Origin of the sequence: Flexilinea flocculi, assembly GCF_001192795.1 — a bacterium.
Classification (GTDB): domain Bacteria; phylum Chloroflexota; class Anaerolineae; order Anaerolineales; family Anaerolineaceae; genus Flexilinea; species Flexilinea flocculi.
Genome location: NZ_DF968181.1, coordinates 299,693 through 316,039, shown reverse-complemented (window position 1 = coordinate 316,039; position 16,347 = coordinate 299,693). Strand labels below are relative to the sequence as shown.

The window sequence follows — 16,347 nt, the reverse complement described above, 5'->3', positions numbered from 1 at the left end:
TTTATTCGAAAAGCGAATCGATATTTTGAATTGCTGATTATTAAGCAGCACAAATCTTGAAAATAAAAGTGTTAATAAATCAACCTGAAAAAAAATGGTATTAATAAAAACATCTATATACATCAATCATTGAATTGGAATTGCGCAGAATTCCATAGGAGGAAAAATGAACGCAACGCCAAGCATGAGGGCTCCTAGTCCTGAATGTTTGTATGAAGTAGGAGATTTGGTGGAAGTCAATTGCGATCATGACCGCGGTGGAAACCGGATGCATGGTTGGATAAAAGGAATTGTCGTTCAGGTCGATAACAAGATGATCGCAGTTCAATTCCGCGCAAATGTCTACCTGACAGATGGCTGGATGGTTCCGGATCATATTCTCTGGTATCCCTTAACTTCGACAAGTATCCGTCCATATCAAAAAAAGATTGAAAAGTAGATCGGATTTCTATGTCACTCTCAAATATTTTGCAGGATTTTCCAATATTAAATCAGATAGACAAAAACGGGAAACGCTTGTGTTTTCTGGACTCTGCCGCGACAAGCCAGAAACCGGAAACTGTAATTGAGGCAATGAATCATTATTATCGGACCATAAACGCTAATATACACCGCGGAATCTACCAGATTGCAGAAGAGGCAACTGACGCTTATGAAAAGTCACGCAAAAAAATCCAAAAGTTTATTCATGCCGGATCTGCGAGTGAAATAATTTTTACACGCAATACCACAGAATCAATCAATCTGGTTGCCAACACATGGGGCAGAAAGAACCTCCAAAAAGGGGATCTTGTTATTCTGTCAGAAATGGAACATCACGCAAATTTGATTCCATGGCAAATTCTGGCAACCAATCAAGGAATTAATCTTGAATTTATTCCCGTGTTGGAAAACGGCCTACTGAATCTGACAGAGTATAAGCGGCTTTTAGGCCTTCAGCCGAAAATCGTTTGTGTTTCCGGGATGTCGAATGTATTGGGAACTGTACCTCCAATAAAACAGATGGCTGTCGATGCACATAAAGCCGGCGCTTTATTCCTCGTGGATGGGGCTCAAATGGCCCCGCATATGAAAGTGGATGTTCAGGATATCGATGCGGACTTTTTTGCATTCTCTGCCCATAAAATGCTTGGGCCTACCGGAATAGGCATCTTATATGGAAAAGAAGCGCTGCTGGAATCCATGCCTCCCTTCTTGGGCGGCGGTGATATGATCAGTAAAGTTTATCTCCGTTCTTTCACAACGAATGATCTACCATATAAATTTGAAGCCGGAACACCTGCTATTGCGGAAGCGATCGGATTCGGAGCTGCAATCGATTATCTGAACCAGGTGGGTATGGATGCAATATCGAAGCATGAAATGGAAATCACCCGGTATGCCATTCAGAAACTGCAAAAAGTACCTGGGCTGAAGATCATCGGCCCGACAGACGGTTTCCGAGGCAGTGCAGTCAGTTTCACATTGGATTATGCCCATCCCCATGATGTCGCACAAATCTTAGATTCTGAATTTATCTGTGTTCGCGCAGGTCATCACTGCGCAATGCCGCTACACACACGTTTTTCAGTTCCTGCAACTACGCGCGCCAGTTTCTATCTCTACAACACGTTGGATGAAGTGGATCGTTTAATAACCGGGTTGGAAAAGGTACACCATTTATTCGGATAATCAGCCATTCGAAATGATGACCTACCTTTCGGATAAAGAGAAAGAAGGAACCAATGGATGACATGTATCGGGAGATCATCTTAGATCATTACAAAAATCCTTCATACAAAGGAGAATTGGATCCGTGTGATCTGAGTTTTGAGGATGAAAATCCACTGTGCGGTGATCATCTGAAAATATTCTTGAGAGTAAATGAGAATGGAATTGTAACCGATGCCCGATTCAACGGACATGGATGTGCAATTTCACAGGCTTCGGCAGATCTTGTGGTTGAATCGATTATCGGGAAAAATGTGGAAGATTTAAAAAAGATGACCAAAGAAGATGTCCTGGATTTGCTTGGTTTTGAGGATTTGGGTCCCGTACGGCTGAAATGCGCTTTGCTTTCTCTTAAAGTGCTGAAAGGCGGAATTTACGGGGTCAAGGACGCTGAAGAATAGATTTTCTGCATAATAAATCAGCAATTCGAAATATATAATCGCTTTTAGAATAAAGGGAAAAAACTTATAGCTGTGTCGTTTTTACGCAAAGTGTAAAAACGACACAGCTATTTATATTTCTTCTTACTTTCGAGTTGCTGATTCAAAATAAGGACAAATGGCCATGCGAGCACTATCGTGCTGAATCCTGGCATTGCGAGCCACCCAGAGGCGAAGTCTGTCATTGCGAACCCCGAAGGGTGAAGCAATCTCCTTTCACGCAAGAATTCAATAGATTACCGCGTCGGGCTATGCCCTCCTCGCAATGACAAATGGCTATGAGCGCACTCCCGAGTTTCTCGAATTATTGGTAAGAATTCTCCTCATATTTCCAAAACCTGAATCACGAAAAAATCAAGTGAAAAGGCTATACTTTATCAAATATTACTCCTTGACTCTCCCCCAACGGGAGGAACTATACTGTTTTTTGTGAGAGGAAATAAATGTACAAGATCGGTTTGTTTTCAAAAATCAGTAAGACCACGATTAAAACGCTGCGCTATTATGATAAGGAAGGACTGTTAAAGCCAGAAAAAATTGACCGGGCAAACAACTATCGGTATTACACAACCGATCAACTTTTTGTTCTGCACCGGATCATCAGTCTGCGCCAAATCGGTTTTTCAATTCAGGAGATCCGAAATATCCTGGCCGGCCAAAATGAGGATCAAATGATTCTGCAGCGAAAAAAAGAGATCGAGGCGCTTCTGTCTCAGTCATCCGATCAACTCTCCCGAATCAACCAGTATATTTTAGAAAAGAAAGAAGGAGTTATGTTGCAATATCAGGCAGTTATAAAAGATCTTCCGGAATGTATCGTTTATTCGAAACGGATGAGAATACCCGGTTATGATTCCTATTTTCAAATCATCCCGGAAATCGGAGCGAAAGTGGCAGCATCCAATCCGGGAATCGAATGTACCGTTCCTGCATACTGTTTTAATATCTATCACGATAAAGAATATAAGGAAAAAGATATCGATGTAGAATATTGTGAAGCTGTAAACCAATTCGGGAAAAATGAAGACGGGATAATCTTCAAAAAAATTCCATCAGTAAAAGCTGTAAGCACCCTGCATAAAGGTCCTTATAAGAATCTTGGATTGGCATATAGCTTCATATTTCGCTGGATAGAGGAAAACAGTTACGAGATATCCGAACCTCCCCGCGAAAGCTATATTGACGGAATTTGGAATAAAGAAAATGAAGCGGATTGGCTGACTGAAATACAGATACCAATCCGGAAAAAAGCATAATTTTTCAACAGTCACCCCTTAAAGGTGACTGTTTTTTTCAGTATGAAAAAGGTTTGTTTCGCCACGATGTGGCTTCCAATGATAGGATTCGCTACTGTGTGGCTCGCATAGTAGTCTGTCAACGCGAGGGCATAAGCCTGACGCAGCAATCTTAAATATCAGAATAAAAAGGTTATTCGAGATACTCAGGGTATGCACATGGTAAATTGTCATTGCGAGGAAGGCGCCAGCCTGACGAAGCAATCTTAAATATCAGAATAAAAAGGTTATTCGAGATACTCAGGGTATGCACATGGTAAATTGTCATTGCGAGGAAGGCGCCAGCCTGACGAAGCAATCTTAAATATTAAACAAAAAAAATCGGTTTGTTATGCAGGGAGTTTATACCTTTCATACCGAATGAAATTGAAATCACGATTTTCCGGATTTGAATCGTTAAAAAAAACCAGGACAGCGATTTTTCCTTCTTTTTTCAGTAATTCGAAATTTTAATTAATCTTTCGAATAAAAAAAGGAAATTTGTTGTACTTACCATATTTCGACCAACAGATGAAAAATATTTCACATTCAATAATGAAAATTGAACCCTATTTTCATTGGAATTAATGTTCTTTTTTCAGAATGCTTTCTAAAAATCCGAAGAACTGGAGGCGAGTGTTGATAAATGCGATGATTCAACTGGATGAATGCGGTAAATCCGCCAATGATTAATGGTATTTTCTCCAGAATCCCACACCAGGGTAGCCCATGGAGCTCCATTTTCAAATAATGTCGGATAAGTGATATTGATCGTATTAATGACTCCACCCGTATCTGGATCCAGAACAAGCATATAAGCTACCACTCCAATCGGGTTTGCGAGCGCTTTGAAATAATCTGTATCATTCGAAATAAACAATCCTTTCGGATTTCTTACAGATGTAATTACCGAGAAACTGCTGCTTGAATCAACCATCACCAGTCCATTCGCAGCGTATTGATCAACCACTTCGGCAACAATTGGAGCATCATGCAGATAAACCCAAAAGCCATCTTTTTCTTTAATCGCATTTTCTTTTTCAGGTGAAAGCAGCAATGCACTGATCCTTTGCTCATCACCTCCGAATTTTTCATTTCGCATCGTCATCAGCGAAATCGGAGTTCCTGAAATAAAAAGAAAAATCAAGAACAAGTAGAAGGGAATACGCCATTTGGAGCGTAAATTCTGGTGAACAATTCCGGCCATCACTAATCCAAAGGGAGCAGCATAAAACCAATAGCGCATCCAATTCGCCAAAGATCCAAGATAGACCTGTAATATTGTGAATGCAGTAATACTGATCATCACAATGAACACGCTGAAATTGTTACGTTTTTTCGATCGAACTATCGTAAAAAAAGCCAGCAACCCCATTACAGGATAGGCAGGATTCTGTTGAAAAGAGCGGATAACACCTATGCGAATCGCTTCGATGATATTCCCATAAGCAAGGTATAAAGGATGGGTTAACCCTGCAATTTTCGCAATATCAGGGGCATTCGATAAACTGTAAACACTGCGCAGGAAAAACAAAGGATCCCCCATCAATGTCCAGTTAAAAAACAGCCACAGACCAATTCCATAAGCAGGAGGCAACAATACAGCAAAAAGCCATCCTTCTGTTTTCTTGATCCAATCCGGTTCATTATTAAACAGGAGTACGATTACAGCGAATCCAACGCCAGCCATCATAGCCAAAGACTCATAACGAACGAAAAAAGCGCCTGTCAGACTCAATCCGGCGATGACCCAGGAACGCATCGTCAGCGGCATTTCAATCATTCCCAGGAACGTGGCAATCACAAAAAACAGAAAGATTGGTTCAGCCATGCCTGAAGAAAAAAGATAAAAAGTATCTGGATGAAACTGAAGTAATCCGATGAGTATCCAGCGAATCCATGATGAAAAATGGAATTTCGCCAATAAACGATTCATTAAAACTAAGCACAATGCACCAAATATCGATGAAACAATATTCCCGGTAAAATTCACAAATCCAAAATACTTTGTCAATGGTAATAACGGCAATTGCAAAAAACTGGGAAGCGGAGGCCAAACAAAATCGACTGCTGCTAAATGAGGTTCGCGTGAAAACAAAACATAAAACGCATTGGCAGTTCTTGAAAGGGCATCGCTGTTTCCGATTTGAAAATGAAAATACAGGACATATGCCATCATGATATTTAACAAAAAGGAAAAGGCAAAAATCCAGAATCCTTCATGATTGAAGAATTGACCATCTGCCATTGAATTCGTTAAACCGCTTGCGAAACTACTATCTCGCTGTTTTACAGCAGAGGAATAATAAGACTGAAATCTATTTTGACTCATCCTGATTCCGATCTTTTAATTCATTCTCTCCATGATTATTTTGGTATAAACCATGATGTGTCTTTTCCCAAAAATGGGGTTTAAAAATTAGCTGGATAAAACCTTTCCAACTGGCAATGCTGCTCATTGCCCAGTAAATCGGGCTGAGTATTGCCGCCCATACCATATCATAATAACCGCGTCGCATTGCGCCAGCTACATTCACATAAGTAAAAACAAATGTTGCGACATACAGACATATGACTCCCATATAAAAAACGAAAGGAGGGAATAATTTTTGTATAAAACTTGGCTGAAGAACAAGCCAAAGAATTGTGAAAGTCCAGTAAATTGGATTTAGTAAAGCGGAAAAAAAAGTTCCCCCCACAATAAATTGAAAACTCATAAAGTTTTTTATTCCAATTTCCTGTATTAACCGAATGGGATGACGCATATGGACAATCCAGGTTACCATATATCCCTTCAGCCATCGGGAACGCTGACGAAGCCAGTTTTCCGACTTACTGTTTGCCTCTTCATATGTTGTTGAATCCACGATTCTTGTTCGATATCCTCGTTTGAATAACCGGATTCCCAAATCCGCATCTTCCGTCACATTGTGTGGATCCCAGGCGCCAACCTCAAGCAGCGAACTTTTCCGAAAATGATTCGATGTGCCGCCTAATGGAATTGGAGCGTGTTCCGCATCCAATCCAGGTAAAAGAAGATCAAACCACATCGAATACTCTACCGTAAACCATCTTGTTAAGAGGTTCTGCCTTCGATTATAAAAATTCAACTTTGCCTGAATACAGGCAACATTTTCGGGCGCTTTTGAAAAAGCAATAACTACTCGTTTCAATTGATCTCGGTCCGGTACATCTTCCGCATCGTAAATCACAATATACTCCCCTTTGGCATGTATCAATCCATAATTACATGCTTTGGGTTTTGTGCGCGGTTCTGATGCGGGAACAATAATCTTATGAATAAAGCGGGGGGGGTTAATTCGATCGAATTCTGCAATCGTCTCAAAATCATCTGCTTCCAATAGAACCAGAATATCCAACCTGGCAGGAGGATAATCAATTTTCATCAACGAATTTAAGACACCTGATAGTACTTCACTTTCATGAAAAACAGGAATTAATATGGAAAAGATCGGTAATTCTGCATCGGTTAACTCGATAATTTCCTGGTCAGTTACTGGAATCTCTAAATTGGAAGAAACAGCTTTAAAAATGATTTCAAACTTATATAACGAAAATAACAGATAAAAGATAGTTATAACGGCATTTAATAAAACAAAATAGAAACGAGCATTTACGAATATGCCGAAGATGGAGAGAAGGATACAAAATAACAGAAATATTTGCTGTTGTTTGTCAAGTATATGAAAAGCTGAATCTCCAGGCGCTCTTTCCAATAATGAGGATATACTTTCATCGATATAATCCTGTTGGTACACACTTTCCAAAGCTTCCTCAAATTTACTCTCAGAGATCAGCACCAGTCTTACATTCCTCTTCAACCTGGATTTAGCTTCTTCGATTGCGCCATAATTCAACGGATCAACGGTTGCCAGAATTATTTTTTGTTGATCAGCTGAAACAGGTAGCAGACCATTGACACGTTCAAATTTCGCATCGAGCATTTGAACGACATTTTTTTCGATATCAGTTTTCTCTAAATCAAAATACGACAATCCAGATTGTTTTGCTAAGAATTGGAAGAGGACATCCTCCTGAATAAATTGCTTATAGATGAGTGCTTTACCAATTCGAATTCCGTTTTTTTGGGCATAATCCAGCGCATCGTTCAATTGTGAACGCGTTATCATCCCTGCCAGTAATAAAATCGATCCTAATGGAGGTTTTCCTAATTGCCGTTGAATCCCATCCTCTAACATTTTCCTGACAGTTATGATCGGAATTATCGGTTTATCAATGAATTGTTCAATATAATCAATTTTTCCTGGATCAGGTATATCAGAAAATGCGACAACAGTTTTATCATTCTGAAATCGAATTGGAAGCGCCCTCATCTGCTGAGCATCTTCATATGAAAGAAGGCAGGCGGCTGATCCATCTATCGGATCAGAAAATAATTCTCTCTCTATGGGATTCCCGATGGCATCGATTCCAAATTGCGTTTCTTTTCTTAATGAAATATCCTCATAAGGATATTGATAAAAACCCGCTATTGATTTTGCCAATTCTTCAGGATTGATCGAAGAATTTAATTCGATGGCTTCAGCAAGTGGGATAAACGATTTCTTCCGTGCGCCGATTACTGTTATGGCATTTTGACGTGTAATCAAACGTTTGTTAACCAGGTGTTCAATGAATTGGTTTTCAAGTTCTTCTGCGCCTGATCTGTTTTCCGGTTTGCTGTAAATATGGAGTATTTGAGTAAATATTGATTTTTGAACGATAATTGGAACAATTTGTCTTTGACTGATCTTTTGAAAATTCGACAATCCGTCCAAATTAAGAGGATCCGAAATTGCAGTCCAAATTCGAATTTCATCTCGAAACAAAGGGAATACTTTATTTCGATTCAAATCCTCCCAGGAATATTGGGCAATCAACGATTCATCAATAGGAAAATGATCCATACTGTAAAAGGGATAACCCGAAAATAAACTCAAAACTTCCAATAACTCAGAATTTCGGATATAACCCTTTTCTGTTGCAATTTTTAGCCAGGATTTATGCTGCTGGATTCCAACACGAATAGATTTCTGAATTTGATCCAGAGTCAGATAACCTAACTCAGTAATCAGAGACTCCAAATGAATTACCGGAAAAAGATCCCGATAAAATCTTGTCGGATAAATTTTATCAATCCATTTTAAGATGATTTCCGAATCCATCAGACGCAATTCAATCTGACAATGAGAAACAGCCGCTGCTAAATTAATATAATTAAAATTGATCTCATTGATACCAATAATCAAAGTACCAGCATTTTCAAAAATCGGTAAAATCTGAAATTTTCGAACAATCCACGCTGGGATAATATCTTTGCATCGTTGAAGATTCCGTAAAAAATCAGGCGGAATTTCTTCTGAGAGCAACGCTTCACATTTCAATAAATCAGCCCGAGTTTTCAGCCAGATATCCGGTTTAATAATTCGGTTTTCAATGAATAGTTCTCGACATGAGACTCCAGTTTGACGTTCAGTTTCCAAGGCATATTGACCTTGTTCCCGTGTAAGTAGTTTTTTTTGAATCAAAGAATCGATAATTACAGAATTTGAACAATTAATTATCGCAGGTCCGATAAGCGATGAACGACGGTACACAGAACTTAAAACTTCATGACTGGTTAAAACAAGCTGACATTGAAAATCCAAACCTCTTGATTTCTCTTGGAATATCCTGATATTGGATGGATCATCAATCAAACAATACATCATTCCGTCAATCCAGCACATTGGGACAAAATGTTCTCTGTTTAATGATTGGGGAAGCAACAAATCAAGGCCGCTTGCAGAGAACATACACTTGTTGTGAAGGTGCGGAATATTATGAATCAGACTGAGAATCTCAATTTGAGGCTGCATATTTTCTGAACGATTTTCATCAAAGAACAATTTTGAAAATGTATCCGCATCCGGTTTCATTTCCTGATGCGGATAACAGCGGTTTCGAAAATCGACGAAATCATTCAATGGACACAAAAAAAACCGAACCGGATGATTTATTAAGATCCGAATTTTCTCCATGTCATTACTGTCAATCGTTAATGGTCCAGCCAAAATAAGCGTTTTTTCTTCTAAATATAAAGGGACCAACGAGTATTTAATCGATAATTTTTCAGGGAAAATGTCGACGGCATTTCTTACCGGATCAACAGATATAAGACGAACAATGGATGGCAGATCGATTGACAGTTTCTTATTCAACTTATTAAACACTTTCGAAAAAAGATTTACTGTTAGTAGGAATTTCTATATATTTCCATTTGCTATCGAGTTTCAATTCGACAAGAGATCGAATAATTATTTCATGAACAGGAACAAACAGCGTTAAGAAAAAAATTATTTGTTGTGATACGAATTTTAAATAATTCTTTTATTATAAAGATCAACGATCAGAATTTTTCCAGACGCAAATGAATCTTTCAACGTATTTCTACATTCGAAACAATAATAAAAGAATTCAAAAAAACTCCTATTTTAACCTGCAGGCATATTCTTATATTTTGTGAATATCACTATAACGAACGATTGAATTCTCCGTGGTCAAGGCTGTTTGCAATGCTTCTTCACATGCTTCGATTAAAGATTCTGTGGTTCCAGCATCGGTAGGATAACTGACAATACCTATGCGCAGATCAATTGCGATTTTCCGCGATGCCTCCTGCATCAATATTTTGGAGAAAAGAAACGCACCGATTGAATCCGTTTCAGGTAAGATAATCCCATAATAGTTACCGCCGAATGGGATATCGATATCTTTCCGGCAGCTGCGGGATAATAAATCTGCAAGTCCTTGCCGGATGATCTGTTCTTTTTCATCATCCAGGATTCCGCTGGGACGATGCACAGTACCCGTCATGATCAAAGAAAAGTTCTTTTTATACCGTAAAGAACGAGTCAGTTCATCGTCAATCTTTTTTCGAACATATTGCCATAACAGGAGATTCGTATCAGCATCGTATTGAATCAGATTTGACAAAATCTGGATTTCAGTCTGCATCTTTTGATAGGTCTTTGAGATTTTTTGCATGACTAATTTTCCAAGGAAGGCAGTAATAAAGAAAATTAAAGCCATAAAACCTGGAATATATATGTTCTTTGTGGTGAGTTTGAAAATACTAAAAAAGACTGTCCCATAAATAATCGAAGCCATTAACGCTGAAGTCAGCGAGCCATAGACGATTGAGACAATCGTTGAAAAAACAATTACCATAATTAATAGCGCCAACCCTAAAAAATAGAGTTGTTTATCAAGGAAAAGAATTCCTGAAACCGCTATTACAGACCAAATTAAATAGATAACAATTAATATATCTTGAATTCCATTGTTCTTTTTTGCCATAATTACCGTCGTTTATTAATCCAGGCTACTGTGATAACCGTCAACGAAATGAATAATATTGCGGCTGTCAGAATGACAACCCAATCCGGTTTTTGCAATAATTGATTGCCAGAGACCTGCGTTGATTCAGAGTCTTGGATAGCTTTGTCTATCATTGCGCCAGGAATTGTAAATGATGCCGTTTCATTTTCTCCTGAGATGACCTGCAGGTTCCCTGTAAAGTTTTTATAGATCTCCGGATTGTCTATGACCTTTGAAACCCATTCCAGGCTTTCCTGTGAATTCGCCGTAAGAATCAGTTGGAATTTTCCTGCCTCCGTCAGGATTGATTCGATAAATCCGAATTTCCCTGAGGATGAATAAACTGCGGCCATACTGTCGGGGAATTTTGGTTTAACACCTTCCGTATCAAAAGAAACAGGCAATAAATCATTCAGATCTTTGATTGCAGCATTATTGGATGGCAAACCGATCAGAATCTGATACGATCGTTCGAACCTCTCGGACGATTGGTCTGAAGCTGAAAACACTTTAAGGAATAATTGATCCCCTTCTGCAACTCTGCCGATCCGATTGGCTGTGATAATTGTTGTTGAAATAGCTGCCCAATCAACGGTATCGGGAATAATCAACGCCAGATCGGTCAGCGATGAAGCGCTGATCAAATTCTGAGGAAATCCTGAAAGATTTGCCGATAGCTGACTGGTACCGCTCGGGAAAGTGAAGGAAGAATCCGGGTTAATCGTTAACCAGGAATTTGAATAATAATCCTCTGTACAGTATAACGTACTTTGAATGTTTGATATATCCGCTTGAATATTGCTGGTGATTTCAACGGTATTATCGCCTAATTTAAATAATTTCAAGGGTATATTAATAACTACAGAAGTATTTTCACTGTCATGACTGTTCAGAGCAATTCTTTTAACTGGAACACTATTTACTGAAACATCCATGTATGAATTTTTAGCGTTTTCAATCGCAGAATGGGAATAAATCAGATGTAGAGCAGCTTCACCCAACGAATCAAATGCCATTTGTAAAGGAAGATTGAGAAAGACGGATTGTTGACGATTTCCTTCTGCGACAATATTCTTGTAACCCAAATCATCCAGCGAATAAACTAATTTATTAATCGATTTTTCCACTTTATCAGAAGCTGGAGTATCAACTACAATTCCCATTCTGCCGGAAAGTCTGTCAAAAACGGATGTTGTTGCAAAGGCTTCAGCAGCTTTTTGAAGACCTAAAGGAGAGGCGCCTGTTATTGTCATCGCAATTGATTTCGAATCAAAGGATGATGTTTGAAGCCAAAACACACCGGAATCCTTTTCGATCAGGGTTCCATCCAGATTTTTAAATGTAAGTTCTTCTGTTGAACTGGTGCTGTAATCAGGAATAATATCCTCAACGCTACTCAATAATGATTTTGCATTGCCAATATAGATGATGTTACCGAGAGGTTGTGTAATTGATAATTGGTCAAGTGAAAAAACTTCCAACTCCAGTTTATTCCAATCTGCAATTTGTCCCAATTTTGCGCTGACCAATGCGGCTGCATTGATTTCAGAAACAGAGGGTTTATCGGGTAAGACAAGATTAATCCTGTTATTCAATATTGGACTTGGGTCAATAAGGGAACTCGGAAGCTTGTATAAATCCAGTTTTGGTTCTGTAACAGTATAGTCAAAACGAAAAGCAGTAGAATTATGAATTACCGCCCATACGGCAGGATTATCAAAATCCTCACAAAAATCGTCACGAATACCCATATAGAACTGGAAGCTCAATTTATTGTAGCCTGGATTGATTTGTTAGGTGGGAATCCGAAAAGACAAACTACCATTTTCAGCATTTGAATCATCCAAGAGAACGCTCGTAAGTCGAATTCCATTCCAGTCTGCAGCTAAGCTTGATTTCGAATTCAACGAATTGGAATGACTGAAATTTACTATCAAATCGAATGGACTCGAAAAAGTCCAATTTTTCGGCAAATTAATATCATATTGATGACTTACCAAAACACCTCGATATTCAACATCTGTCGTATAACCAAAATCTTTTAACGTATACTCCGCTGTCTTAATTCGACTATCAGAGTAAATACCGTCGTTTACCGATTCATCCGGCAGAGTATGATTGGTCTGCTCAAGTTTTGTTTTCGAAATACTTGCTTCCCTGTTCACTGCAGTTGCAGTCGTTTCAATTTGAGCTGTCAACTGTTCGCCAGAGTGAATTGACTGAGCTGTTGTTGATTCGACAGTACCAGTTGACAAAGAAGATGGCTTCACAGTTTCGGTTGCCTGTTTCAATATTTCAGGAGTTGCCGTCCTCCTCGTTGTGGCAGTCACGATTGGAGTTGCAGTTTTCATCAAGGTCTTGGTTGCCGCAGGAGTATCAGTCTTCACAGCAGTATTGGTTGGAATATTTGTTGGAGTATCAGTCGGGGTAATCGCTGTAGGAGTTGCCTCTTTCATTGGCACATCAGTAACGGATTGTGTCACAATAGCTATTTGAGAAATCGTCTCAGAAGGACTTATCGGAGTTTCAGTCACGACGGCTCCTGAAAGGACATTCGAATTTGGCGATAGGATTATCTGTCCTGATAAAACAGAATGGACAACCTCATCCGTTTCGGATTGATTCAGTACGAATGTCGGGACAACAGTATCTTTTCTTGTCTTTTGAATCACAGGGACAATGCTTGCCATCACCTGTTCTGGTGTCTGATTGACCCCTGAAAGATTTAGATTATTCGTTTCTTCAACCGGCGTATCCGTCAATAAATCGATATGCTGCGTAACATCTTTGGTTCTCTCTGTCGCCATTTTCTGTGCTAACTGGACAAATTGGCTTGTTCGAAAGACCTCTTCATTTTGATGGTACAGCGTTAATAATATTTCTGATTTTGCATCCGATGATAAAGAAAAATCTGCAGGCAATTCCCCATGTATGATTCGTGTTTGTAGAATTGATTCCACAATTTTCGCTTTATAATTTTCAGCCGAATCTCCGGTATCAGTTTTTAAAGCAATTCCGCCTGAATTTGAAGCGAGTCTGTTCAGCCTGTTAAAATCAAATTCTTCATAAGAACTGGTATTTGTATTTCTCGTTACGATAACATTCAAAGAAACTCCGGAAGAAAATAATGCTTCTGCAATTTGTTTTTCACTAATTTTTGCATCGTTATAACCGGCTCCATCAGTGATCAGTATTATCTGGTTATTTACAGGGCTGGAAGTCTTTGTTTCATCAATCAGTTTGAGTGTTTCAAGAAGTGCAAAACTAAAATCCGAGGTTTTGGAATCAAAATTTAATTGATTTAATGCTTCTTCTACTTTATTTCCATCATTTGTCAGCGATTGGATTGAGTTGACTGTACTTCCAAAACTAATTATTCCCAAACGTGTTCTATTCATCAAGACTGAATCATTAATAAATTGATGAATTAAATTTTTAGGAAGCTCTTTTTCTGTTTCAAACACTGTTTTCGAAACATCAATCAGGAAAAATATGTTTATCGGAAGATCAGTGTTGTTTAATGTTTCTACCGCCACATTATCAAGACTTATTTGATCGACAGTCATCGCAGCACGGTCAAATTCCAGTAGTTGATCTTCAAAAAAATTTGAGCATACCACAGAAATTTCATTGTCAGTTTGAAAAAAACGGTTCGCTAAATGATTTTCAACCGTTTGAGCAGAAACCAGTGAGAATAGAAGCAGAAGTTCAACGATATATTTCTTTATCATGATTTAATCCGTTTTAATTTCGTTTAGAATTCAAAAGTATAATCGTGTTCATTATTGGTCGTACATACAATATTTGAGAAAACTACGGTCTTAAAAAAAAATCATCAATATAAAACTATTCCACTTCCCGCCATTGTCTTTTTTAGATAATTTTGAAAACCGAAATATATTGATCAAAGATTTTCCCTAATCATGCAATATGTATGATTTTGATTTAGGTATGATGTATTTGTGTATAAATTCCCAAAGCAATAGTATAACATATTCACCCTGATTACGCAACCTTTTTTCTGTAAATTCGAGTCAGAAATATCCATGTTTCTTTAACAATCCACGGATTTCGCAAAACAATACCTTTTCCCGATCTGCCATTCTTCGCTGGTTTCCATCAACAGCGCCGTCACCAGCCGTAAACAGGACGCTTCATTCGGAAAAACGCCAACCACCCTGGTGCGACGCTTGATCTCTTTGTTCACACGCTCCAAACTATTCGTTGTGCGAATCGACCTGCGGTGCTCCAATGGAAAATCAAACACGGTAAATCCTTCTGTCAGGTTCTCCTCCATCCAGGCAGAAAGCCGAGGAGCAGAGATCGCATATTTCTGGACAGCCGCTTGCAAGCCCTTTTCAGCAGCATTCCGATCCGACGCATTGAAGATCGCCCGGATATTGGCAGCAACTTCTGCTTTCATGGATTGTCTGGGAACGTAGGAACCCGCATTCTGCTGCAAATGGAACTGGCAGCGCTGCCATGGCACACTCCCGAAAACAGCTCTTCTTGCAGCTCCCAGACCCTCATGACTGTCACTGATAATCAGTTTCACTCCATTCAGCCCCCGATCTTTTAAGCTTTTCAAGAAGTCTTTCCAGTGGATTTCCTGTTCGCTCAGAGAGACAGAAACCCCCAGGACTTGCCGCTCGCCTTGGGGAGTGATCCCGGTGGCAATCAGGACCGCAGCGTCCCGAATTTGGCTGTTTTCACGCACTTTCTCATAACGAGCGTCCAGATACAGGTATGTTATTGCTCCAAGCGGCCGATTTCGCCATTCCTGTAAGGTCTGATCCAATTGGGCGGTGGCCCGACTGACCTGTTCGGCGGAAATCTCAAAACCACATAACCTCTCGGTGATTTGTTTCACTTTGCGGGTTGAGACCCCCATCACATACATCTCCGCCAGGGTGGCTGTCAAGGCTCGCTCACTGCGCAACCCTTTTTCCAGGGCAGTCGGATAAAAACCTCCTTCCCGTACCTGGGGAATGGCAAACGTCACTTCGCCCACCCGAGTTTTAACCGTCTTGGGTTTGAAGCCGTTGGCGTGACCTTGTCGCTCCGCAGTTCGTTCGTACTCATCGGCATGCAAGTATTTTGTACGTTCTGCTTGCATGAGGTTGTTGAGCAGCACTCGTAACATCTCTGGAACTGCTTGAAGTCCATTCTGGGTAATCTCCGCTACTAATTCCGGAGACAGGCTATAATCATTTTGGTGAGTCATTGGGTTCTCCTTATTTGGTTTGGTCGCCGTTTAAGGATACTTCTGACTCACCTCTTTTGTTAAGGTTCATGATTTTACAGAAAGAATGATACACCTACTTCACCCTTTATACCGTGCGGTAATTCGGTACCAGCAATTCGAAATATGGATTTACTTTCCGAACAAAGGAAGGAATATTTTCAGCTACATTTTTTTCCTGTGTGCTTTTTCTGATAATGCAAATTTAATAAGGAAATTGGACAATTACAAATTTCAAGAAGTTAGAAAATGACATAACTTTGAAATCAAACAGCAATTCGAAAGTTGGCTTGGATTTCCG

At 39.4% G+C, this 16,347-nt stretch carries 10 protein-coding genes; 4 read left to right on the top strand and 6 right to left on the bottom strand.

The window, feature by feature from the left end:
• Positions 1 to 166: 166 nt before the first annotated feature.
• From ATC1_RS06300 to ATC1_RS06285, 4 genes are all read left to right on the top strand, one after another.
• The gene (locus tag ATC1_RS06300) at positions 167 to 439 is read left to right on the top strand and encodes a hypothetical protein (protein ID WP_062279419.1); all 273 of its coding nucleotides are present in this window, start codon (positions 167 to 169) and stop codon (positions 437 to 439) included.
• Between the two features lie 11 nt (positions 440 to 450).
• Entirely contained in the window at positions 451 to 1,671 is a 1,221-nt protein-coding gene (locus tag ATC1_RS06295; RefSeq protein WP_062279417.1) for a cysteine desulfurase, read from the top strand.
• Positions 1,672 to 1,724: 53 nt separating this feature from the next.
• The gene (gene sufU, locus ATC1_RS06290) at positions 1,725 to 2,111 is read left to right on the top strand and encodes a Fe-S cluster assembly sulfur transfer protein SufU (RefSeq protein WP_062279415.1); all 387 of its coding nucleotides are present in this window, start codon (positions 1,725 to 1,727) and stop codon (positions 2,109 to 2,111) included.
• Positions 2,112 to 2,593: 482 nt separating this feature from the next.
• Positions 2,594 to 3,406 carry a MerR family transcriptional regulator gene (locus tag ATC1_RS06285; RefSeq protein ID WP_062279414.1) on the top strand — a complete coding sequence of 271 codons (813 nt, stop codon included), beginning with the start codon at positions 2,594 to 2,596 and terminating at the stop codon, positions 3,404 to 3,406.
• Between the two features lie 628 nt (positions 3,407 to 4,034).
• On the opposite strand, the gene ATC1_RS06280 is transcribed toward ATC1_RS06285, so the two are convergent.
• The 6 genes from ATC1_RS06280 to ATC1_RS06255 all read right to left on the bottom strand — a co-directional run bounded on the left by ATC1_RS06280 (position 4,035) and on the right by ATC1_RS06255 (position 16,028).
• A complete protein-coding gene (locus ATC1_RS06280; protein WP_062279412.1) occupies positions 4,035 to 5,756 on the bottom strand; it encodes a hypothetical protein in 1,722 nt (573 codons plus the stop codon).
• Complete coding sequence (locus tag ATC1_RS06275; protein WP_062279410.1) at positions 5,743 to 9,645, bottom strand: GspE/PulE/PilB domain-containing protein; 3,903 nt, start codon at positions 9,643 to 9,645, stop codon at positions 5,743 to 5,745. Before ATC1_RS06275 ends, ATC1_RS06280 begins: the two co-directional genes overlap by 14 nt.
• Positions 9,646 to 9,937: 292 nt before the next feature.
• Entirely contained in the window at positions 9,938 to 10,783 is an 846-nt protein-coding gene (locus ATC1_RS06270) for a GGDEF domain-containing protein (RefSeq protein WP_062279407.1), read from the bottom strand.
• Between the two features lie 2 nt (positions 10,784 to 10,785).
• A complete protein-coding gene (locus ATC1_RS06265; RefSeq protein WP_330218454.1) occupies positions 10,786 to 12,594 on the bottom strand; it encodes a cellulose biosynthesis cyclic di-GMP-binding regulatory protein BcsB in 1,809 nt (602 codons plus the stop codon).
• A 3-nt stretch (positions 12,595 to 12,597) separates the two neighbouring features.
• Positions 12,598 to 14,535, bottom strand: coding sequence for a vWA domain-containing protein (locus ATC1_RS06260; protein ID WP_062279403.1), 1,938 nt, complete (start codon positions 14,533 to 14,535; stop codon positions 12,598 to 12,600).
• Positions 14,536 to 14,858: 323 nt separating this feature from the next.
• Complete coding sequence (locus tag ATC1_RS06255; protein ID WP_062278265.1) at positions 14,859 to 16,028, bottom strand: IS256 family transposase; 1,170 nt, start codon at positions 16,026 to 16,028, stop codon at positions 14,859 to 14,861.
• Positions 16,029 to 16,347 lie beyond the last annotated feature (319 nt).

What these genes read in the sequence shown, in the direction of transcription:
- ATC1_RS06285 (WP_062279414.1), top strand. Translation starts at nt 2,594, where the DNA reads ATGTACAAGATCGGTTTGTTTTCAAAAATCAGTAAGACCACGATTAAA.
- ATC1_RS06300 (WP_062279419.1), top strand. Translation starts at nt 167, where the DNA reads ATGAACGCAACGCCAAGCATGAGGGCTCCTAGTCCTGAATGTTTGTAT.
- ATC1_RS06295 (WP_062279417.1), top strand. Translation starts at nt 451, where the DNA reads ATGTCACTCTCAAATATTTTGCAGGATTTTCCAATATTAAATCAGATA.
- ATC1_RS06255 (WP_062278265.1), bottom strand. Translation starts at nt 16,028, where the DNA reads ATGACTCACCAAAATGATTATAGCCTGTCTCCGGAATTAGTAGCGGAG.
- ATC1_RS06280 (WP_062279412.1), bottom strand. Translation starts at nt 5,756, where the DNA reads ATGAGTCAAAATAGATTTCAGTCTTATTATTCCTCTGCTGTAAAACAG.
- ATC1_RS06260 (WP_062279403.1), bottom strand. Translation starts at nt 14,535, where the DNA reads ATGATAAAGAAATATATCGTTGAACTTCTGCTTCTATTCTCACTGGTT.
- ATC1_RS06270 (WP_062279407.1), bottom strand. Translation starts at nt 10,783, where the DNA reads ATGGCAAAAAAGAACAATGGAATTCAAGATATATTAATTGTTATCTAT.
- sufU (WP_062279415.1), top strand. Translation starts at nt 1,725, where the DNA reads ATGGATGACATGTATCGGGAGATCATCTTAGATCATTACAAAAATCCT.